The sequence below is a fragment of the Capnocytophaga gingivalis genome (genome assembly GCF_002302415.1).
In the GTDB taxonomy this organism is placed as follows: Bacteria; Bacteroidota; Bacteroidia; order Flavobacteriales; family Flavobacteriaceae; genus Capnocytophaga; species Capnocytophaga gingivalis.
The window spans coordinates 413607-434707 of record NZ_CP022386.1 but is presented as its reverse complement, the minus strand read 5'-3'; the positions used below and the strand labels follow the sequence as shown (position 1 = coordinate 434707).

Annotated in this window: 13 protein-coding genes; 8 read left to right on the top strand and 5 right to left on the bottom strand. The window is 41.3% G+C overall.

The window, feature by feature from the left end; all coding sequences use genetic code 11:
* The 5 genes from CGC50_RS02075 to CGC50_RS02055 all read left to right on the top strand — a co-directional run bounded on the left by CGC50_RS02075 (nt 1) and on the right by CGC50_RS02055 (nt 3314).
* On the top strand, nt 1-714 hold the full coding sequence (locus tag CGC50_RS02075; protein ID WP_095909485.1) for an SH3 domain-containing protein: 714 nt from the start codon (nt 1-3) through the stop codon (nt 712-714).
* A 1-nt stretch (nt 715) separates the two neighbouring features.
* Entirely contained in the window at nt 716-1474 is a 759-nt protein-coding gene (locus CGC50_RS02070; RefSeq protein WP_095909484.1) for a hypothetical protein, read from the top strand.
* A 24-nt stretch (nt 1475-1498) separates the two neighbouring features.
* Nucleotides 1499-1729 carry a hypothetical protein gene (locus tag CGC50_RS02065; protein WP_232781163.1) on the top strand — a complete coding sequence of 77 codons (231 nt, stop codon included), beginning with the start codon at nt 1499-1501 and terminating at the stop codon, nt 1727-1729.
* A gap of 296 nt (nt 1730-2025) precedes the next feature.
* The gene (locus CGC50_RS14285) at nt 2026-2247 is read left to right on the top strand and encodes a succinylglutamate-semialdehyde dehydrogenase (RefSeq protein WP_198541651.1); all 222 of its coding nucleotides are present in this window, start codon (nt 2026-2028) and stop codon (nt 2245-2247) included.
* Nucleotides 2244-3314, top strand: a complete 1071-nt coding sequence (locus tag CGC50_RS02055) for a DUF3810 domain-containing protein (RefSeq protein ID WP_095909482.1) — start codon at nt 2244-2246, stop codon at nt 3312-3314. The genes CGC50_RS14285 and CGC50_RS02055 overlap by 4 nt, the downstream gene beginning before the upstream one ends.
* A gap of 45 nt (nt 3315-3359) precedes the next feature.
* Here the strand turns inward: CGC50_RS02055 and CGC50_RS02050 are convergent, their stop codons facing one another.
* The 4 genes from CGC50_RS02050 to secA all read right to left on the bottom strand — a co-directional run bounded on the left by CGC50_RS02050 (nt 3360) and on the right by secA (nt 13647).
* On the bottom strand, nt 3360-3974 hold the full coding sequence (locus tag CGC50_RS02050) for a deoxynucleoside kinase (RefSeq protein WP_002668258.1): 615 nt from the start codon (nt 3972-3974) through the stop codon (nt 3360-3362).
* Between the two features lies 1 nt (nt 3975).
* Nucleotides 3976-4464, bottom strand: coding sequence for an Lrp/AsnC family transcriptional regulator (locus CGC50_RS02045; RefSeq protein WP_002668093.1), 489 nt, complete (start codon nt 4462-4464; stop codon nt 3976-3978).
* 89 nt (nt 4465-4553) lie between these two features.
* The gene (locus CGC50_RS02040; RefSeq protein WP_095909481.1) at nt 4554-9998 is read right to left on the bottom strand and encodes an alpha-2-macroglobulin family protein; all 5445 of its coding nucleotides are present in this window, start codon (nt 9996-9998) and stop codon (nt 4554-4556) included.
* Between the two features lie 286 nt (nt 9999-10284).
* Nucleotides 10285-13647, bottom strand: a complete 3363-nt coding sequence (gene secA / locus CGC50_RS02030; RefSeq protein ID WP_095909479.1) for a preprotein translocase subunit SecA — start codon at nt 13645-13647, stop codon at nt 10285-10287.
* Nucleotides 13648-14016: 369 nt separating this feature from the next.
* Here secA and CGC50_RS02020 point away from each other — a divergent pair, with 369 nt between their 5' ends.
* Nucleotides 14017-14547 carry a hypothetical protein gene (locus CGC50_RS02020; RefSeq protein WP_095909477.1) on the top strand — a complete coding sequence of 177 codons (531 nt, stop codon included), beginning with the start codon at nt 14017-14019 and terminating at the stop codon, nt 14545-14547.
* 3 nt (nt 14548-14550) lie between these two features.
* Here the strand turns inward: CGC50_RS02020 and CGC50_RS02015 are convergent, their stop codons facing one another.
* On the bottom strand, nt 14551-16452 hold the full coding sequence (locus CGC50_RS02015; protein ID WP_095909476.1) for a RecQ family ATP-dependent DNA helicase: 1902 nt from the start codon (nt 16450-16452) through the stop codon (nt 14551-14553).
* 116 nt (nt 16453-16568) lie between these two features.
* Between CGC50_RS02015 and hemC the strand changes: the two genes are divergently transcribed.
* Both hemC and CGC50_RS02005 read left to right on the top strand, forming a co-directional pair.
* A complete protein-coding gene (gene hemC, locus CGC50_RS02010; protein ID WP_095909475.1) occupies nt 16569-17495 on the top strand; it encodes a hydroxymethylbilane synthase in 927 nt (308 codons plus the stop codon).
* The gene (locus tag CGC50_RS02005; RefSeq protein ID WP_095909474.1) at nt 17495-21037 is read left to right on the top strand and encodes an MMPL family transporter; all 3543 of its coding nucleotides are present in this window, start codon (nt 17495-17497) and stop codon (nt 21035-21037) included. Before hemC ends, CGC50_RS02005 begins: the two co-directional genes overlap by 1 nt.
* Nucleotides 21038-21101 lie beyond the last annotated feature (64 nt).

The window sequence follows — 21101 nt, the reverse complement described above, 5'->3', positions numbered from 1 at the left end:
ATGAAACACTTACTTATTTTATTCTTCCTCCTTACGACCAATGCCTTTGCGCAAGGTCCTCTTGGAGATTATGCCGTAGTAAAAGACAAAGACGGCTATGTGAACATTCGTGCTAAAGGAAACGTAAAAAGCAAAATTGTAGGCACTTTGCCTAACAACACGCTTGTATATACTTTATTTGATACTATACAAGATGAAACTGGTGAAGAGATATTTTTTAATTGGTTGTATGTAGATAAAGGGTATGTACATAAAAGTCGCCTAAAGAAAGTGCGAGACTTGCCTTCTATCGGCAAAGGTAAAGAGCAAGGCAATAGTATTACTATTGCTGGTAAAGGTATCAGTGTAACCCTTACCAGACAGCCATTTGACAAAACTAAGCATAAGATTACCAAGAAAAAATATAAATATTATGAGGAGTTAATCATTGATGGTAAGAGAGCTCAAGGTACGGACACCTCCTTTATACCTGAAGACCATTACAAGAGTATCATTGTAACTATCAACGGCAAAAACGTATCTATCCCTAAAAGTGCTTATGATGATTTGTACGAAGTAGCTATGTATACTGATAATAATGCGGTATATTATGACAAAGAGGAAGATACAATTTACATTATTGCCCATAATGGTAGTGGTGCTAATGCTTACGAAGTATGCTGGCAAATAGTAAAAGGCGAGTATAAAACCCGTATAGTGGGAGAGCCGTTTTGATATGGAAAAACAAGTACACTTTATTCCTTTCAATATAGAGGATAAATTTCCTTTTCGGTTGGAGTTTATTGAAAAGACAGTTTTCAAAAACACCTATTTTCAGATAACTTACTTAAAGTTTAAGGGGCGTATAAATACCCCTGATGAGCAACAATTATTGAGCTACTTTATAGAAAAGAATTTAGATGAAAACGCTAAAGCTGTATGTCGCATTTTAGATTTTACAGAATTGATTTTCAACACTGTTCCTAATATAAGAGAGGAAGTGATTATCTCACTTCAAAAAGTATTTTCCAATCCTTTTACAAGCAAACTGGATGCTATCAATTTTTTGATAGAAAAGAACATCAAAAAGTTTCCCAATGCCTCATATAAGCATTATGAGCAATTGCCTAAAATGGAAAAATTAGAACGAGATAGCCAGCTAAGCAAAGTAACAATAGAAACATTTCTATCTGAAAATGATACTATTGGAATGCTTAAGCTCATAGGTATTTATCCTTATAAAGGAAGTTTAGAGGCTAATTATATTCAGAACAACATAGATATATTTGTAGAACTGACTCCTATACAAGCACTTATAGTAGATGTTACCGATTTCAGTTTAGAATATGATTGGGATAACGATTTGTGTGACCTAAAACCTACCCATCCTAAATATGATCATATACCCATCTATTATTTGGATAAAGAAAAACGTGATTTTATGTCAGAACACAACAATATTATCCTCAATCTAAATGAAATTAATGGATTATAAGAATTTTGAAAAGAAATTACAGAAATGAATACTATAACAGACCTCACAACTATTGGTACTATACTTAAAGAATTCAAAGCGGATAGTGTTCTTCTGACTCAGTATACTCCTACATTTAGGAGAGTAGTGCTATACCTTACAAAAAAGGGCACAACAGCAACCTTATATCTTATAGTTATAGGAAGTAAATATATACAAGGAAATTTCAGCTGGCACAATCCTTCTTTTGAGATTACCTATAATGAAATAACCTAAGAATATCTTATTGAAGATAAGGCAAATGGGTTTTGTCTTATCTGTGATGGAGGGATTATACTTGTAGAAAGTACTAAAGGAAGTAATTTTGAAATTATACAATGAAACAATGTGTTTGTAACCAGTTAACAGATATTGTAGAGGGGGAATCAATCAAAAACTTTCAAGGTAAAATAGCTTATAAAGAGATAGCTTTTTATCCTACACAATGGGTTACCCTTTATAGATGTGAATGTTGCCATACATTTTGGAAAGAAGCCTATAGAGTAACAGGACACGGTGAAGTACCATTTCTGATGAAAATAACTTTACCTCCTTATGCTACAACAGAAGACCTGCAAAAATGTATGGTTATTGTTAGAGAAATATTAGATAGTAAAGCCATTACTATTAATGATGAGCAGTGCCAAGCTATAGCTTTAGAAGTTATGGGTATCTCTTATGCCAAAGGAGGAGACTATTCCTCAGAAACTATTAAGAGTTTTGTTGAAGGTTATTTGAAAACAGTTGAAATATGAGAAAGAAATATACAACTTATGGAAAGCTCCTTTATATAGGGCTATTTGTAGTATTGTATGGGGTTTTCCGCTATGAGCCAACACTTACTGAGCAGTGGTATAGTACAGGAATTTATCCCTATATAGGCAGGACAGTACGTTTTTTGCTCGGTTGGATTCCTTTTTCTGTAGGAGATATTCTATATACAGTACTTCTCTTGGGAGCTATCCTCTATATAATCAAGTATTTTGGAAAGATACGTAAGGTACCTCTTCGATTTCTTAAAAGGGTAGGGGAGAGTCTTGTTTTGGTAGTGAGTTTGTTTTATTTTCTATGGGGATTCAACTATTATAGGCAACCCTTATCGGTGCAGTTGGGTTGGGATTTTTCCTATACTGAATCAGAGTTAGAAGCGGTTACCAAGAGGCTTATCATAGAAGCTAATACCTTACATAAACAATTGTCCACCGCTGACACACAAGCGGTGAAAATGCCATTCGCCCCTAGAGAGGTCTATGAGAAAATACCTCAGGGTTATAGCAAGCTTTCTGATAAGTTCCCGAGATTCGCCCTATACACCCTTAGTGTCAAATCCTCTTTATATAGCAAGGCGCTTACCTATATGGGGTATAGTGGTTATCTGAATCCCTTCACAGGAGAAGCTCAGGTCAATGATTTGGCTACTCATTATAGTTTCCCTGTGACAGCAGCACATGAGGTTGCCCATCAACTGGGATATGCCTCCGAAAAGGAAGCTAATTTTATAGGCTTTTTGGCCACTTACCATCACAGGGAACCTTACTTCAGGTATAGTGCAACACTTTTTGCTCTACGCTATGTGCTCAAGGAGGTCAGGCAGTTGTCGCCTGAGCGGCACAAGGAGTATACACAGCAGTTACGTGCTGGGGTCTTGCAGAACTATACAGAAGCTTTTGAGTTTTGGAGTCAATATGAGAATCCTATGGAAGAGGTGTTCAAGAATAGTTATGATACCTTTCTCAAGGCCAATGCCCAAGAGGGGGGGATACAGAATTATGATTATGTGACAGGTATGCTGATCTACTACCTCACTCATATAGATAAGTGAAAAAGAACTGCCTATCTTAGGGCAATCCTTTTTCTTATCAATTTCTCAGAAAAGTCCATGTATCGAAGTATCTATACGCTGGATTACTTCTCCTAAATCTTCTGGATTCTTTACAAAATCCATATTATCGACCTCTACAATGAGGAGTTTTCCCCTATCATAGCTACGTATCCAGTCTTCATAGCGCTGGTTGAGCCTATTTAGGTACTCTATGGAGATACTATTCTCATATTCGCGACCTCTTTTTTGGATTTGATTCACTAAGTTAGCAATAGAACTCCTCAGGTAAATGAGCAAGTCAGGTGGCTGAATGAAACTTTCCATAAGTTCGAAGAGCGAACGATAATTACAGAAATCCCTTTCTGTCATGAGCCCCATTGCATGTAGGTTGGGCGCAAAAATGTAAGCATCCTCATAGATGGTCCTATCTTGGATAAAGTTCTTTTTGCTTTGACGAATATCCACAATTTGGCGAAAGCGACTATTGAGGAAAAATACCTGCAGGTTGAAACTCCATCGCTCCATATTGGCATAGAAATCATCCAGATAGGGATTGTCGGACACATCTTCGTAATGTGCTTCCCACTTATAATGCTTGGCAAGAAGCCCTGTTAGGGTGGTTTTCCCCGCCCCTATATTTCCAGCAATAGCAAAGTGCATCTTAGTTCTCCTTATTTTCTTCGTCCAATATACACTTGATCATAGAGGTATTCTTAATACTTTGGATAGTGAAAGCACTTTGAATATTGGAGATAATATCCAATTTCGAGATCTTGTGAACCACAAAGTTCTGATAGTCTTTCATATCCTTAAGAATAAGCTTGAGCAAAAAGTCATAAGGACCAGCCATGTAATAGGCCTCCTGTACTTCGTCCAAATTGCGAACATATTGTTCAAACTCCTCAAAGAGTGTCTCCTGATGGCGTACAAGCTTCACTTGGCAATAGGCTACCAAGGTCTTCCCTAAGGCATCGGGATTGACTACAGCTACATAATTTTGGATTACATTCAGCGCTTCCAATTTCTTGATACGCTCATGTACTGGGGTGATAGAAAGATTCACTTTCTTAGCGAGCTCCTTGACGGATTGCTTGCTATCACGTTGTAATTCATCTAATAGAATTAAGTCGATTTGGTCAAATGAAATCATATATTTTGTGTATTTGATTGCAAAGATACGAATTTTTTTCTATAAAACACATGTTTTATTCTATAAATAAAACTTAAAAATAGCATAGGCTATTCTACTTTGATCCAGCTGCCTTTGTTATGGGTGTTATACTTAGCATCATACATGGCCTCTGCAAAGCTGCCTGGAAGGTAGTAAGTACCCTTATAAGAGGCGTTGAGCTGGAGGGTGAACTTCTTGGTTTCTCCTGCCTTAAGTCCAAAATAGATATGGGCTCTATCATCACGGATATCGGCATAATCCCACTTGCTACTATCGGTATCATAGTCGGTAAAGCGGGTGTTCACAATCTCCCATCCGGAGGGGACAAATTGGGTAAGAGCAATGTTGGACACGGCACTCTGAGTGGTGTTTTTCACCGAAATCTCACAGGTAAAGCTGGTTCCTTGTGGTAGAGATTCTACAGAAAGACTGCCATTCTTATTCGAATAGTGGGTGCTTACTGAAAGACCATTCTCTTGTACCAATTCTTTTCCTACAGGGAGGATACCACTGCTTACTACGCGAGCATAGAGGGTTACTGCCGATTTGTTCTGTACACTAACCTTATGGTTACCTATCTGTGAGGAAAGGGCTTTTGAGGCATATCCGGTGGAACTGCTCGTAAGGCTACCTGAGTCTTTTCCTTCTTGGTAGGTAGCTGTCCATGACTTGCCGGTCTTGTTCTTGGATACATAGAGTGCCATGGCATACAAGCCATAAGCAGTTGTCTGGGTACTAAGCCACTCACTGGAAGAGAGCTTTTCTGAAATCTTCAATGCCAACTCAGCGGCAATCTGTGATTTGCCTAAGTATAGGGCAGTCTCCAAGGACATCGCGTTGTTGCGTATAGGAGAGCCATAGCTGTAGTAACTATCTTCACTTCCACTATCGAAGGTTACCTTGCTAAATAGGGAGGCGGCTACATTTTTTTGTCCAGCTATAGCATAGGCTGCTGCCAAGCGTGAAAGGGCTTCGTTGGAGATACTGCTGGTCTCTCTCAATCGGTTCATGGAGGCCATATCGGGACTCTTAGCAAGGGCTAAGGTATAAAGGCGATAGGCCTGATTGAAGGTGGAATGAGCTCCATTATACGTCCAGTTGCGAGCCATAGTCTTTTGGTAGTTCAACCACTTGGATTTGCTGCCCATAGGAAGAGAGAATCCTTTCTTCTCGGCTTCTATATAGAACTGCCCGATATAGGAGGTTACCCACTCATCGGCATAATCGGAACCTTGCCAATAGGAGAACCCTCCATTGGAAAGCTGATGCTGAGAGAGCTTGCGTATGGCTGCACTTACATTCTGTTGTACCTCTTGCTGTTGTTTTGAAGAAAGATTTTCAAAATCAGATAGATACAACTGAGGGAAGGCGCCTGAGGTTACTTGTTCCCCACAGCCATGTGGATATTCTATTAAGTACTTGAGGCGCTGGGAAAGGTTCACTCCAGGGAAGGAGGATAGCTCCAAAGTGCTTGTATTGGTTCCTTTTTCTCCAAATACCTCAAAGGCAATACTTTGCGAAGTATTGGGCTGTAGGATTACATTCTTTACTTGGTATATCTTAGGATTAGGATTGAGTACATCCATATCCACACTATAGGTGGATTTTTCTCCACCGGAGAGGGCTTCTACGGTGATTTTGCCTATTCCTATTTCTTTTACCTTTAGGGTAAAGTATACCATTTTTTCTCCTGGCTGGTCGAAGCTCACTTGTTGAGTGCTACTGCTGAGGGAGAATTTATCATTTGTCTTTACACTGACACTAACATTTTTCACCTGTTTTTCGTTCGCGAAAACAGTAACAGGCAGGGTGATAGTCTCTCCAGGTACGGCTTTTCGTGGAAGAGAGGCCAATACCATCACAGGGCTCTTGATAGTAGCGGTTTTCTCAGCACTACCAAAAGCATTATTTTTCACATCGGAAGCCACTACCATCACACGGGCAGAGCCTATATAGTTAGGTAGCTTGATCTGATGGGTCTTGGTGCCACCACTCAGGGTGAAGGGACCTTCTACGATACTTAAGGCCTTGAAGCGATTGGCTTTTTTGGTATTTCCAGCTCCTAAATCTTCGTCACCACCTATACTAAATATCTGATTGATAGTGCCTCCAAAGGCTCCGATAACATCGTTGTAGATGTCCCAGGTTTTCACTCCTAAAGCAGCCTTGGCAAAGAAGGTATTCCATGGGTTAGGGGTCTTGAAGCGAGTAAGGTCTAATAGACCGTCCTCTACGATAGCCAAGGAGTAGGTCATAGGCTTGCCGCTCTTTTCTCTGACCTTGATAGTTACTTGTTTCTCAGGGCGAAGTACTTCTGGCATTTCTATGATAGGCTCTATCTTGGTCTTAGGATTATATACCGAGATAGGTGCGATACCATATAGGCGGATAGGTGCATCATTCTTGGTCTGAGCATGGGGTTGTAGGAGGGTTACATATAGGTACACATTAGGTGCCATATCCTCTGATACAGGAACCTCATAAGTGGTTTTTCCTTTTTGGGTATTTACCCAATAGGTTCTGAGCACTTTGCTACCATTCTCAACCGAGATGAGGGCACGTCCGTTAGCATCTGAAGGGAAGGTAACGATGGCTTTTTCCCCCACCTTGTAGTCCTTCTTGTTAGTGGTGAGCATGAGCATCGTAGCTTCGGTACCTGTATTCTCTCCACTTTCTCCCCAAGAGTAGAAGCGTGCATCGATACCAGCCTCGTGCTTACTTTGGCTGTCTTCTACCAAGAGGAAGTAGCGGCCTGATTCTCCATTTTTTATTTGGATATTGAAAGTGGCTTTTCCGTCCTGTCCTGTAGTGGCTTCGGTGGTGAAGGCGGGACTTTTGGAGTCTGAGGAATTATAGCTGGAGATATTGTATTCTGAGATATCCCACCACCAGTTTTTCTCTATTTTATAAGCATAGAGTTTTACCCTATGGCCTGCCACAGGTTTTCCTCCCTCGGAGAGGACTACCGTTTGGAATTTCGTAGCCTTTCCAGTCTCATAATAATAGTTGTCATTAGGTGCTTTTATCCCTACATAGGTAGCAAAAGGAGAATAAGTAGCCGAAGTCACATCGGTACTGAAGTCTCCACCTTGCTCATTGGCTTTGGTCAGGAAGTTTACTCGAAGCATCTGGGTAGCATTTTCCAGCTTCTTGGGTTGGAAGAAGAAGGAAGCACTACCTCTTTCATTGGTTTGTCCCTCAAAGATAGGAATCTCTTCGGAGGAAGAAGGGAAAGAAGTATTGTTAAAAGTATAACTTTCGTAGCCTTTGAAAGGATTCACTTTTGGATAAAGTTTTCCTGTAATCTCTACTTTTACATTACCTGCAGGAGTACCTTGTAGCCAGTCTACTTGTAGAGAAGCATTTTGTCCCTCGTTGGAGATAAATTTCTCAGACAGACTGTTGTTGATTTTGAGTCTGTTAGGCTTGATCGTCTCTATCTTAATTGTTTTGGAGTAGGTAGAAGCTCCTACTTTTATCTGGCATGACCAATTTCCTGTAATAGCCTCAGGTTGTGTATGAAGGGTAAAGAGGTAGTGGTTTTCAGCGGTGGAGTTCTTGACTAACTGTTGTACTACTTTTCCATTAGGATCGGAGAAAGTGAGCTTAATAGGAAGGCTCTCAGGTAGCTTATTGGCAAAGTCATTGAAGATAAAGCCTACAGAGATAGTATCTCCAGGACGCCATACTCCGCGCTCAGTATAGATGTATCCACTACGCCCTTTCTCTAATTCCATACCTCCTACCTCATAGTTGCTTACCGATTGGGAAGCACCATCTTCTATTTTGACATAGGTAGTATTGTTGTCCTTGTAAGCAACGGCAAAGTAGGCACGTTTTTGGGTCGTCATGAGGGCTTTTCCTTCATTGTTGGTAGTGGCTTCTGTAAGTTTCTGTTGCTGATAGTCAAAGAGGGCTATCTTAGCTCCATCTACAGGTTCGGTAGTAAGAATATTATTGACCACCACGGTATAGTCATTGTTTTGACCACGCTTTACTACTACTCCTAAGTCAGTTGCCAAGATATTGGTTTCTACTGATTTACGGTAGTAATAACTATCCTTACAAGGATCGTCTCTTTCCTCCCAGTCATAGTCATAATCGTAGTCGTCATAGTCATAGTAATCACTATTGCCGTCTTCTTCTAAGACCAATAGATTTTCTTCCTTGATAGGAGTTTTGTCGTTGTTACAATTTAGAGCATATTCTTTTTTGAAGTCAATCTTCACACGATAGATAGCTCCAGGTTCAGGAGTGATAATCCTGGAGAGGTCTATGGCATGAGTACTCCATTTGGAGAGGGAATTCTTGGTGGTAGCCTGTATAGGAACTACCTTTTGGGCAACTGTAGCTCCCACTCGACGAAGGCGATAAGCACCACCCAAATCATTCTCCTGAAGGAATTGTAATATGTTGTTCTGATAGATTTTTAGTACACTAATCTCTACTGCTTTCAGGTTGATTGTCTGGAAATTAACCTTGAGGTTCTGTGAGCTGGGTAGGATAGTACCATTGCGTACCAATCTCACCTGTGGTTTGATAGGGTCAAAGGCAAGTTTTCCGGAGAAATCATACTTCATGCGTTCTCCATATTGGCTTTTAATTCCTTGGAAAACAGATATTTTTACTTCGTTCTCAAAGTTGGAGTCGGCATATACTTTCAGGGTATTCCCAGAGGTAGAGAAGCGGAAATCTCCATCATAGTTTTCGGCAGCTATCAGTCCTCGGAATTCTTGATTTTTCTGCAAGGGAGCTGAAAATACTATATTGAAAGAATTGTTTTCCCCTTCGTTTTGCAGAAGCTGTACCACTCCAAAATCGTTATTGGTAGGGATATTCAGTGAGCTGCTGCCACTACTTTCTATATCATATTGACTACCATTCCATTCTATAATCAGGGTTTGGCTCTGATCGATAGGGGTGGGAATGCTGTCAATAATAATAGGTATTTCAGTATTTTTTTCGTTGGTCAAGGCCCTTACACTAAGGGATTTCCCATTGATATTCGCTTTTACGATATCAGAGACAATCTCAGGGGAGAGATTGTCACTAGCTTCAATAGAGGCGTTAAGGAAATAGTAGTTCTGGTTATAGGATTGCAAATCACGTACATTTACCTCGAATTGAAGGCTTTTGGTACGGATATGGAAATAGAAATTGGCCAAGTCCTTTTTTACTTTAAAGAGCTTGTCCACATGGAAAGTGACTTGGTATTCCTTGTTATGTTCTAAAGGATTTTCAGGGGTAAATTTTACGAAATTCCCATTGATAGTTGTCTTTCCTTCTACTTTAGGAGAGAAGTCGAAGAGCTTATCTACCTCTACCCCTTCAAGTGCTTTACTGTCCAATTGGGTGAGGACTACTTCGATAGGGGCATCTGCAGAGATGTATCCTGAGCTAAAACCAGAGATATACTCCTTGAAAAGAGTAGGATCACTGTCTTTGAAACCACCTTTCTTGGCACATGAGGCTACCAAGAATAAGGCAATGAAAAAGGTAAAAAAATTCTTCATTGTTTTGAAATTTATTAAGGTATTAATTTTGATTTTTCTTTAGCGAATGCCTTATCCAAGTATTTGGAAAAGAAAGACTTTCGAAGGGCAAATGTAAAAAAAAATTTTTTTATTATACAAGCATTATTTAAAAAAAGTGAAGAACATCTTCGAGTGAAGAATGAAGAAAAGCCTCCTGCTTATTCTTTACTTTTTTACTCAGTCCTTATTACCAAAAAAAGAAGTATCTCCCAGAGAAGGGAAAATACTTCTTTTTGAAATTAATTTAAAACTTAAAAAATGAGGTTTATCGTTTGATCACCCATTCTCCTTTTTCTAAGAAAGGAATGGCTTGTTTGTACTTCATCTCTTTGGTTTCTCCATTGAGGATATTTTGAATGGTCACCTTGTCATTACGTCCTATTTTAGGTTGTTCACGTACGATAGGCTCTGTTACCTGAGGAGCAGGGGAGGCTTGTTGTCCTACCTCTCTGTTTCTCTGTGCTAACTCATCGGAGTTGAGTACTTCCTCCTTGGAAGTTTGTAAGTGTTCAGGGGCACGTCTTACTTCATGAGCTTCTTGTACAGGAGGCTCCGCTGTAGGGAGTTGTGCATGGAAAAGGAAGGAAACAATTTCCTTATTCACCTTATCCACCATATCCTTGAAGAGATTGTAAGCCTCGAACTTATAGATAAGAAGTGGATCTTTCTGCTCATGAGTGGCCAACTGTACAGATTGTTTGAGTTCATCCATCTGTCTGAGGTGGGTTTTCCAAGCATCATCAATGATGGCCAAGGAAATATTTTTTTCAAAATCCACAATGATTTGCTTACCTTCACTCTCGTATGCCTCCTTCAGGTCAGTGGTGATATTGATACCCTTCTGTCCGTCAGTGAAAGGAATGACAATACGTTCGAACTGATTGCTCTGATCCTCATATACATTCTTGATCACAGGATAAGCAATAGCAGCATTGCGATCACATCTCTCTTTGTAAAGGGCAAGGAGTTGTGGATAGAGGACTTTGATAAGCTCTTTCTGAGGTTTTTTGTGAAAATCCTCTTCAGATATTTTAGGTTCTATACCAAAATATTTGAAGTGTTCGTACTCAAAATTCTTATAGTCATTTCCAGGTTTGTTGCTCTCTAAGATAGCCTCACAGGTATCATAGATAATGTTGGCAATATCCACCTGTAGGCGCTCTCCATATAGGGCATGGCGACGACGCTTATAAATCACCTCACGCTGTGCATTCATTACGTCATCATATTCAAGCAAACGCTTACGGATACCGAAGTTGTTTTCCTCTACTTTTTTCTGTGCTTTTTCTACATTGCGAGTGATGATAGGATGTTCCAATACTTCTCCCTCTTTGAGACCTTGTCCTAAGCGGTCAAGGAACTTAATGGCACGCTCCATACCATAGAGGCGCATAAGGTTATCCTCGAAGGAAACAAAGAACTTAGAGCTACCGGGGTCTCCTTGACGACCAGAACGACCACGTAGCTGTCTGTCTACACGGCGGGAATCATGTCTTTCTGTACCAATAATTGCTAGCCCACCTGCTTCTTTTACTTCATCAGTGAGCTTGATATCCGTACCACGACCTGCCATATTGGTAGCGATGGTGACAACTCCTTTTTTACCAGCTTCAGCTACGATTTCAGCTTCTTTTTTATGGAGCTTGGCATTCAATACATTGTGAGGAATATTGCGAAGCTTAAGCATACGGCTTAGTAGCTCAGATACTTCTACAGAAGTAGTACCAATCAGTACAGGGCGACCTGCTTGAGATAGGCTAACTACCTCTTCGATAACTGCATTGTATTTCTCACGTTTGGTTCTATAGATTTGGTCATTTTGGTCTTTGCGAGCAATAGGACGATTGGTAGGGATTTCCATTACATCCAGCTTATAGATTTCCCAAAACTCACCTGCTTCTGTCGTGGCAGTACCTGTCATACCAGCGAGCTTGCGGTACATACGGAAGTAGTTTTGTAGGGTGATGGTCGCATAGGTCTGGGTAGCGGCTTCTACCTGTACGTTTTCTTTGGCTTCAATAGCCTGATGCAATCCATCGGAATAGCGGCGACCGTCCATGATACGGCCTGTTTGCTCATCTACGATAAGGACTTTGTTGTCAATAACTACATATTCTATATCTTTTTCGAATAGGGTGTAAGCCTTCAGCAATTGGTTTACTGTATGAATACGTTCACTCTTTTCTCCAAATTCTTGATAGAGCTTGTCCTTAAGAGCATTTTCTTCTTCCTTAGGAAGGTTCTGTTTCTCTATATTGGCAATTTCAGCTCCGATATCAGGCATCACGAAGAAGTTTTTATCTTCCCCTTGGGACATCTCATTGATTCCCTTGTCAGTGAGTTCTATTTGGTTGTTTTTCTCATTGATAACAAAGAGTAGATCCTCATCTATCTTATGCATTTCTCGGTTGTTATCCTGCATGTAGTAGTTCTCAGTCTTCTGCAAGAGCTGCTTCATACCCTCTTCACTGAGGAACTTGATGAGTGCTTTATTCTTAGGTAGACCGCGGTGTACACGGAGTAAGAGTACGCCTCCGTCCTTGGTATTGCCTTCTGCGATGAGTTTTTTAGCCTCGGCAAGGACATTGGTTAAGTGCTTGCGTTGTTTCTCCACAAGGGTTTCTACTGCAGGTTTGAATACATCAAACTCATGGAATTCTCCACGAGGCATAGGTCCAGATATAATAAGTGGTGTACGAGCGTCATCGATAAGCACTGAGTCTACCTCATCGACAATGGCGAAGTTGTGAGGGCGTTGTACCAGCTCGTCTGGAGTATGTGCCATGTTGTCACGTAGGTAGTCGAAACCAAATTCGTTATTGGTACCATAAGTGATATCCGCAGCATAGGCCATACGGCGACCTGGTGAGTTAGGCTGATAGTTGTCAATACATTCTACTCTAAGTCCATGGAACTGAAAGAGAGGTGCCATCCAAGCGCTATCTCGGCGTGCCAAATAGTCATTGACTGTGACTAAGTGTACTCCATTGCCAGTGAGAGCATTGAGGTAGAGAGGTAGGGTTGCTACCAATGTTTTTCCTTCCCCAGTCTGCATTTCAGCAATCTTTCCTTGGTGAAGAGCAATCCCCCCAATAAGCTGTACATCATAGTGTACCATATCCCAAGTGATAGCCTTTCCAGCTGCATCCCATGAGTTTTTCCAGAGGGCTTTTTCTCCTTCGATAGTTACATAATCTTTTAGGGAGGCAAGTTCTCTGTCATAAGGTGCGGCAGTTACCTCAATAGTAGAATTGTCTACAAAGCGCTGTGCTGTTTCTTTCATAACGGCAAAAGCTTCAGGAAGAATGTCATTGAGGACTTTCTCTCCAGCTTTGTAAGCCTCATCAGTCAGCTTATCTATTTCAGTATAAAAATCTTCTTTTTGGTCAATGTCTTCGGTGGTATCCGCTTGTGCTTTGAGTGATTGGATTTTTTCTTCATACTCCTTGCGAGCGGTGGCTATACGCTCCTTGAACTCTGTAGTCTTTGCTCGTAACTGATCGTTAGTCAATGACTTATACTGAGCCTGATGGGCGTTGATTTGAGTTACCAAAGGGGCGATCTCTCTCATATCTTTCTTGGCCTTATCACCGACAAAGATTTTTATTAATGAACTTATAAAACTCATAAAATGTATTTGATTAATTTTTGATTAAATAAATTTTAAAAAAACGGTATACTCTATTCAAAAAATATACCACAGTTAATTTAGCTGACAAAAGTACAAAAAATATTGCTTACCCATCAAAAAAAACTGACATTTTTTCAGTTTTTGATTGAAATTAGGATTAAAATAAAGTAACTTTCTGATTTTCAATATCTATATATAGGAAAGAGTTGAGGTTCTGTATCATTAAAGTGTATAGAAAATTGTTTTAACTTTTTATTAGTATTTTTGCTATTGATTTTACTTCTTAAAAGTTGTAATTTTGCATCTGGATATCTGAAAAATTTAGAAATGAAGGGTAACCCTATATCCTGAATAATCTTATACAAAATGAAAAAACAAGTAATTCAAGTGCTTTGGTCTATTGCCAATGGAGTAGGTCAGAAGCAAAATGAAAAAATCGTCTATCCTTCCATACGGGAACAACTTAGTGCAATCAAAACTCTCATGAGTATCAAAGGCTGGGAAGAAGAGCTCCTTGTACTACAGCAGTCAATATTTGTACAACAAAATAGTATGGATAATCAAGAAATACTTTCTGTAAAAACCATGGATACTACTTCTGTTGTAAATGAAAAAACTGAAAGTAAGGAGGAATTCATAGCGCCTTCTATTGAAAAAGAGACAGTATTCCCCTTGAAGAAAAAAGATGAATTGTCCTCCACCTTAAAGGAGGGTGAATTGTCCTCCACTTTAAAGAAGGATGAATTGCCCTCTACCTTAAAGAAGTGCGAATTGTCCACTACTTTAAAGAAAAGCGAATTGCCCACTACTTTAAAAAAGGGCGAATTGCGATTCGCCTCTACAGTTGATGATCCTATCGCATCGTTGCCCGCTTGTTGGCGCAATGCTTTTGGATAGGAGTCAGGCACTCCACTGATTGGTAGGGAGTAGTCGGATTTTCTCCTTGTCCAACAGAAGGGTGAGTACATGTAGTATCTCCCATTCGTGATAAGAGCTCTTGCGACAGAGTTCCTGAGAGGACATGGGATGGGTGCTTACAAGGCGTAGTATTTCTTCGGATATGGATTCAATAGAGGTCTTTGAGAGATTTTTCTGTTTGCGAGCGATACAATAGGAACAGATTCCACAATCTTCCTTTGTCTCTTCTGAAAAGTATTCCAAAAGAAATCGTTGGTTGCACTTTTCTTCTTGCTCTATATAGGCGAGGACTTCATTACATTGATTTACTTTGTTCTCATTGTACCACCTCACCTGTGGGGAGATGTAGTTGATTGTTCTCTCGTCATCACGAGGCATGAGAAAGGTGATTTCAGCATCAGTGTTTTCACTACGGTAGCTGATAATACCATCTTGTTGTAGTTTTTCTAATTTTTGCTGAATCTCTGGAGAGGTCAGGTGTAGGTTGGCAGCTATTTTTTCTATTCTGAAGGAAATAACTTGTTCGTGTATCCCTGAGTATTTGCGCATGAGAAAAAAAAGCAGTTCTTTTAGCTCGGTGTTGTTGTCCAAATAGTCAATTACCTCACGACTTGAGAGGAGAATCTGTACATTGGCTTTTCGGAAGAAGGCTTGGCTTAGGGAGAGTACCCCATTGCGGTCTAATACCTCCAATCCTTGATAGATCTTTAGAGCATCCATCTGTGTTTTGGAGGCAAAATCAGCCAAGTTGAACAAATGGCTTGTTCCTTCGCCTTCTCCAGTAGCGATGATAAAGTGGCTACATAGCTTGGGGTAGAGTTCTTTGAGAAACTCAGGGGACACTTGGCTCCTCTGGGTATCCACTAAGAGTTTTTTTACATCATTATCGTTATATAACACAATAGCAAAAGCCTTGTGTCCATCCCTACCTGCCCTACCTGCTTCTTGGAAATAGTCTTCCAAGGAACTGGGCAAATCCCAATGGATAACGGTGCGTACATCGGCCTTATCAATCCCCATTCCGAAGGCATTAGTGGCGACCATCACTTGCACATCGCCTAATTTCCACATGCCTAAGCGTTTGCTCTTTTCCTCCACAGGCAATCCTCCATGGAAGCTTGTAGCGGTGAAGCCTTCGTCAGTCAGATGCTGTGCCAGTTCTTCACTAAGTCGGCGGTTGCGTACATACACAATGCTACTTTCTTTGTTTTTGAGAAGAATACGAGTGAGGCGTTCCCACTTATCATCTATACAGTAGGTCATATAGGCTAAATTGGAGCGGATAAGACTCCCCTTGATGATCTGAGCTTGTGGAATCTGTAGGTGTTCTATGATGTCCTTTTGGACTCTTTCAGTAGCAGTGGCTGTAAGGGCTATGATAGGGAGGGTAGGGAACCATTCTCTGAGGTTTTTGCAGGCTAAATAAGCAGGACGGAAGTCCTTTCCCCAGTGGGAAATACAGTGCGCCTCATCGATAACTATATAGTTCAGTGGGGTACTTTTTAGATAGAAGATTACTTCCTCATTTGCAAGTCGTTCAGGGGAAAGGTATAAGAATTTGTAGGCTTCATGTTGCACATTGTGCATTAGTCGCTCTATTTCATAGTAGGGAATACTTCCTGTGAGGGCTAAGGCAGGAATACCATGCTCTGAGAGGTTCTTGACTTGGTCTTCCATGAGCGAAATCAAGGGAGAGATTACCAGACAAACGCCCTTTTTGACCATGGCAGGGACTTGAAAACAAATAGACTTTCCCCCGCCTGTAGGTAGCATGGCTAAGGTGTCTTTTCCCTCAAGGATTGAAGTCACTATGGGCTCTTGTGCTGGACGGAACTGCTCATATCCCCAATGTTTCTTAAGTATTTCTAAGGCAAGTGGGTGCATAGGAAAGGACTTTTTAAGAGGACAAAGGTACAAAATAATGACCAATTATCAAGGATTAATTTTTTACTTGTGTAGATGTAAAAAAAGTGCTACCTTTGGCCGTTATTAGGAAAAAAATGAAAAAGACCCTACGTATAGGTACTCGTGATAGCCAGTTGGCACTTTGGCAAGCCAAGAAGGTACAAACACTCTTAGAAAATTTTGGATATACTACCTCTTTAGTCCCCGTGAAGTCGCAGGGTGACCTCTCTTTAGATATTCCTCTGTATGAGATGGGAATCACTGGGGTATTCACTAAGGTGCTCGATGTGGCTATGTTACAGGGCTCTATAGATATAGCCGTACATAGCATGAAGGATGTTCCTACTTCACTCCCCAAAGGGATTGTCAAGGGTGCCGTACTCACTCGAGCCAATGTGCAGGATGTCTTAGTCTATAAGGACGGTTTGGACTTTCTCAGCCAAGAACAGGCTACCATAGCCACAGGAAGTCTTAGGCGCAAGGCTCAATGGCTGCGCCGCTATCCCACCCACCAAGTGGAGAATCTCAGAGGAAATATTGCTACTCGGCTTCACAAGCTACATGAGCACCCTTGGCATGGGGCTATCTTTGCTGCAGCGGCATTGGAACGCTTAGCGCAAGACCACCTACAGCGCCTCTCTCTTGAGTGGATGACTCCTGCTCCTGCGCAAGGGGCTATCTTGGCGGTAGCTATGGATAGTGATCCTTATACTTTAGAGGCTCTCTCTTTGATCAATGATCCTAAAGCCGATACAGAAACCCAGATCGAACGCCGCTTTCTCAAGCGCTTAGAAGGAGGTTGTACAGCACCTATTGGTGCCAAAGCTACTCTCGAAGGCGATACCCTTTCCTTCGTAGGAAATCTCTTTTCTTTGGATGGAAAACAGGCTGTAGAGGTTAGAAAATCTATACCCATCCATAGTATAGGAAGTTTTCCGGAAGATTGTGCCCAAGAACTGCTCCATAGTGGCGGAGAGGGTATCATGCAAGAAATACGCAAAGTAATGAATATCCAAAAATAATGTTGGTAAAAATCTTTAATTTTGTTTCCAAACACAAATTTTTCTCTTTCTTATGCTTGGTTCTTTGGATAGGAATAGCATTGTGGGGAGTGGTGCGCTTACACTTTGAAGAGGATATCACCAAGGTACTTCCACAGAATGAAAAAACCTCTCTTACAGCTAAGGTGCTCAAACAGCTGAACTTTTCTGATAAGGTCTCAGTGATCATCACTCAAGAGGCAGAAGGGGATTTCGCTACTATGCAATCATTTACCGATGCGCTCTGTGACAGTCTTCGCCAGCGAGTTTCTAATTATTTTTCTGATATTCAAGGAATTGTACCAGAAGAAGAGGTGGATGAGGCTTGGGGATTTGTCTATGAGCACCTGCCTTTGTTTTTGGAAGAGGAGGATTACCAATACCTCTCTCGAAAGTTGGAACCCGATAGCCTGCGTGCTTTGGTGGGAGCTCACTATCGCATGATGCTCACCCCTGCGGGTATGGTAGCCCAACAGTTTGTTCGTAAGGATCCTTTTTCCCTAACCTTCAGAGGACTTCAAAAGCTCCAGCAGCTCAATGTAGGTACAGAACTCACTCTCTCTCAAGGGTATCTGACCACTCAAGATCAGCGCCATATCCTCTTTTTCCTTAACCCTACTTTTGATAGGAATGACACAGAGCACAATGCCGCCTTTGTAGCTGCTTTGGAAAAATTGCAGAGAGAATTCAATCAGCAATATGCTGGTAAAGCTTCTTGTGAGTTCTTTGGAGCTCCCTTTATCTCGGTAAGCAATGCCACACAAATCAAAACAGATATACTCACCACAGTACTGATCTCTCTTTCAGCCTTGTGCCTACTTCTTATCTTCTTCTACCGAAGTGTTACAGTGCCTGTGATTGCTTTTATACCCTCTCTCTTTGGAGTACTTACAGCCTTGGCTTTTCTCTATGTACTCAAGGGAAGTATTTCAGCCATCTCTATTAGCTTAGGGGCAGTATTGCTGGGAGTGACTATCGATTATTCTTTGCATATCCTCACCCACTACAAGGCTACTCAGGATACACAAGAACTCTATCATTCGGTAACTACTCCCATACTACTGAGTAGCATCACCACAGCGATTTCCTTCCTATGTCTCCTCTTTGTACATTCCGAGGTTATGCAGGATTTGGGAATATTCGCCTCTGTAGGAATTATGATCTCCGCCTTACTCTCTTTGGTGATCATTCCTCATTTCTATAGGAAAAATAAAAATATAGAAGCCCGCAAAACCATACTCGATAGGGTAGGGGCGTATCCCTTCCATCGTAATAAATGGGTGGTGGCAGGGGCTTTTTTGCTTATAGTAGGGAGTTTTGCTGCCTTTCATGATGTGAGATTCAATGGGGATATAGCTTCTGTTAATTTTCTCAGTGAGCGCTACCAGAAGGCACAGACACATTTGGAGAACCTTACCGATAGTAAGTATAAGTCGCTCTATACCACTGCTTATGGAAATTCATTGGATGAGGCACTGACGCAAAATACTCAGCTCTACCATGCCCTCACTCAGCTAAAGGATCAGGGTAAGCTCCAACAATTCTCCTCCTTAGGAGGAATCGTACTCCCCTTGGCAGAGCAGCAAAGGCGCTTGACACGATGGAGGACTTTCTGGAATGTAGAACGCTGTGCTACACTTGAATACACTCTGGCAACTCTTGCACAAGAAGCAGGGTTTAAGCCTGCTATGTATACTCCTTTCTTTGCCTATCTCGGTGAGCCTAAGCAACCAATAACCGATTTACAAACCTATAAAGCACTTTCAGCTATTCCTATTGGGGATTTTATTACTGAAAAGGATGGCTTCTATACAATAGCCAATTTGGTTAAGCTCACCGAGGGGCAGCGTACGGCTTTTATTGAGCAGATACAACGCCAGACTCCCACTATCGTCATAGACCGCAAACAGATTAGTGAAACTTTCTTAGGCAAACTCAAGGATGATGTGGTGGCTTTGGCTTCCTATGCCTCCTTTGCGATTTTCTTTATCCTCCTGCTCTTCTTCCGCCGTATAGAGCTGGTGCTACTTACTCTTATTCCCATTGCTCTTACAGGAGTAGTGACTACGGCGCTAATGAATCTATTTGGCTTGGAGTTCAATGTCTTTAGCATGATCGTCTGTACCTTAGTACTGGGGCATTCGGTGGATTTCAGTATCTTTATGACCTGCGCCCTACAGAAGGAATATTCTACAGGCAAGGATGAACTCCCAGTATATAAGGTTTCGGTATTGCTCGCTTCTATTACTACTTTCTTAGCCATAGGAACTTTGATTTTTGCTAAGCATCCCGCTCTGAAGTCTATCGCGTCAGTATCTCTGATTGGGATATTTTCAGCCTTGCTTTTGACTTTTGTTTTCTATCCTTCTCTGTTTAAGTTTTTTATTAGTCGTCGCCCAGAGAAGGGGCTGTCACCTATCTCGTTGAGGATATTTGTAAATGCCATTTTATCTATTACTTATTATGTAGTTTTCTCTATAATTCTCTCAAATATAGGGTGGTTACTTCTAAAAATATTTCCCAAGAGGAAAACCCTCTGGTTGCGTACCTTGGCCGCCAAGCTCACCACCTCGGTACTCTATTCGAATCCCTTTGTGCGCAAGCGGGTGGAGAATCCCTCAGAGATTGATTTTTCCAAGCCTTCGGTGATGATTGCCAATCACAGCTCTTGGCTCGATACCCTTGCCATAGGTATGCTCACCCCACGGGTAAGCTATATGGTCAATGATTGGGTGTATCATTCCATAGTATTCGGTCGTTATGTACAAGCGATGGACTTTTACCCAGCCTCTGAGGGAATAGAAAAAGGAATGCCTATTTTTGCTAAGAACTTTGTCAATGGCTACTCCGCTATGATCTTCCCTGAGGGTAAGCGCTCGGAGAGCAATGTGATTCACCGCTTCCATAAGGGAGCTTTTGTGGTAGCTGAGCACTTTAAAAAGCCACTGACCTTAGTCTACATACATGGAAACTCTGAGGTGCAGCCCAAGGGGGATTTCGTTATTTATGATGGTAGTATCACTGTGGTAGCCACTGAGCAGATAGCTCCCGATGATCCTCGTTTTGGCTCATCCCCAAGAGAACGTGCTAAGGCAATAGGCAAGTACTTTCGAGAGCAATTTTCCCTACTACGCCAGCGTATAGAGGGAGAGGACTATCTCAAGAAGAAGCTTTTTTTGAGCTACTTGTACAAAGAACTTTATATAGTAGATGCCGTCCGAGCTGATTTTAAAAAGCGCAAAGGGCAGTATCATCGTCTTTCCCTTGTCCTACCTCAGGAGGGGATTATCCTTCACTGGGCGGATGACTATGGTCAGGCAGATTTCCTATGGTTGCTTACCCACCCTCAGCGTACCCTTATCACCATAATTGCCGATGATCATAAGCGGGCTATCGCCCAGCAATCCTACCTCACTCGCATTCGTAAGATACAGTACTACAAAGAGCTTCCCAAAGGAGTTTCCTACGATTGGGAAGTGGATACGAGAGAGGGGAAAGAGGTGGTTAATAAAATGACAAATTAGTAATTAATCTTGTTTATTACAAGAAAAAAACCTATATTTGCGCGGCTTAAAAACTGAACAAGAT

What these genes read in the sequence shown, in the direction of transcription:
- CGC50_RS02075 (WP_095909485.1), top strand. Translation starts at nt 1, where the DNA reads ATGAAACACTTACTTATTTTATTCTTCCTCCTTACGACCAATGCCTTT.
- CGC50_RS02070 (WP_095909484.1), top strand. Translation starts at nt 716, where the DNA reads ATGGAAAAACAAGTACACTTTATTCCTTTCAATATAGAGGATAAATTT.
- CGC50_RS02065 (WP_232781163.1), top strand. Translation starts at nt 1,499, where the DNA reads ATGAATACTATAACAGACCTCACAACTATTGGTACTATACTTAAAGAA.
- CGC50_RS14285 (WP_198541651.1), top strand. Translation starts at nt 2,026, where the DNA reads ATGAAAATAACTTTACCTCCTTATGCTACAACAGAAGACCTGCAAAAA.
- CGC50_RS02055 (WP_095909482.1), top strand. Translation starts at nt 2,244, where the DNA reads ATGAGAAAGAAATATACAACTTATGGAAAGCTCCTTTATATAGGGCTA.
- CGC50_RS02050 (WP_002668258.1), bottom strand. Translation starts at nt 3,974, where the DNA reads ATGCACTTTGCTATTGCTGGAAATATAGGGGCGGGGAAAACCACCCTA.
- CGC50_RS02045 (WP_002668093.1), bottom strand. Translation starts at nt 4,464, where the DNA reads ATGATTTCATTTGACCAAATCGACTTAATTCTATTAGATGAATTACAA.
- CGC50_RS02040 (WP_095909481.1), bottom strand. Translation starts at nt 9,998, where the DNA reads ATGAAGAATTTTTTTACCTTTTTCATTGCCTTATTCTTGGTAGCCTCA.
- secA (WP_095909479.1), bottom strand. Translation starts at nt 13,647, where the DNA reads ATGAGTTTTATAAGTTCATTAATAAAAATCTTTGTCGGTGATAAGGCC.
- CGC50_RS02020 (WP_095909477.1), top strand. Translation starts at nt 14,017, where the DNA reads ATGAAAAAACAAGTAATTCAAGTGCTTTGGTCTATTGCCAATGGAGTA.
- CGC50_RS02015 (WP_095909476.1), bottom strand. Translation starts at nt 16,452, where the DNA reads ATGCACCCACTTGCCTTAGAAATACTTAAGAAACATTGGGGATATGAG.
- hemC (WP_095909475.1), top strand. Translation starts at nt 16,569, where the DNA reads ATGAAAAAGACCCTACGTATAGGTACTCGTGATAGCCAGTTGGCACTT.
- CGC50_RS02005 (WP_095909474.1), top strand. Translation starts at nt 17,495, where the DNA reads ATGTTGGTAAAAATCTTTAATTTTGTTTCCAAACACAAATTTTTCTCT.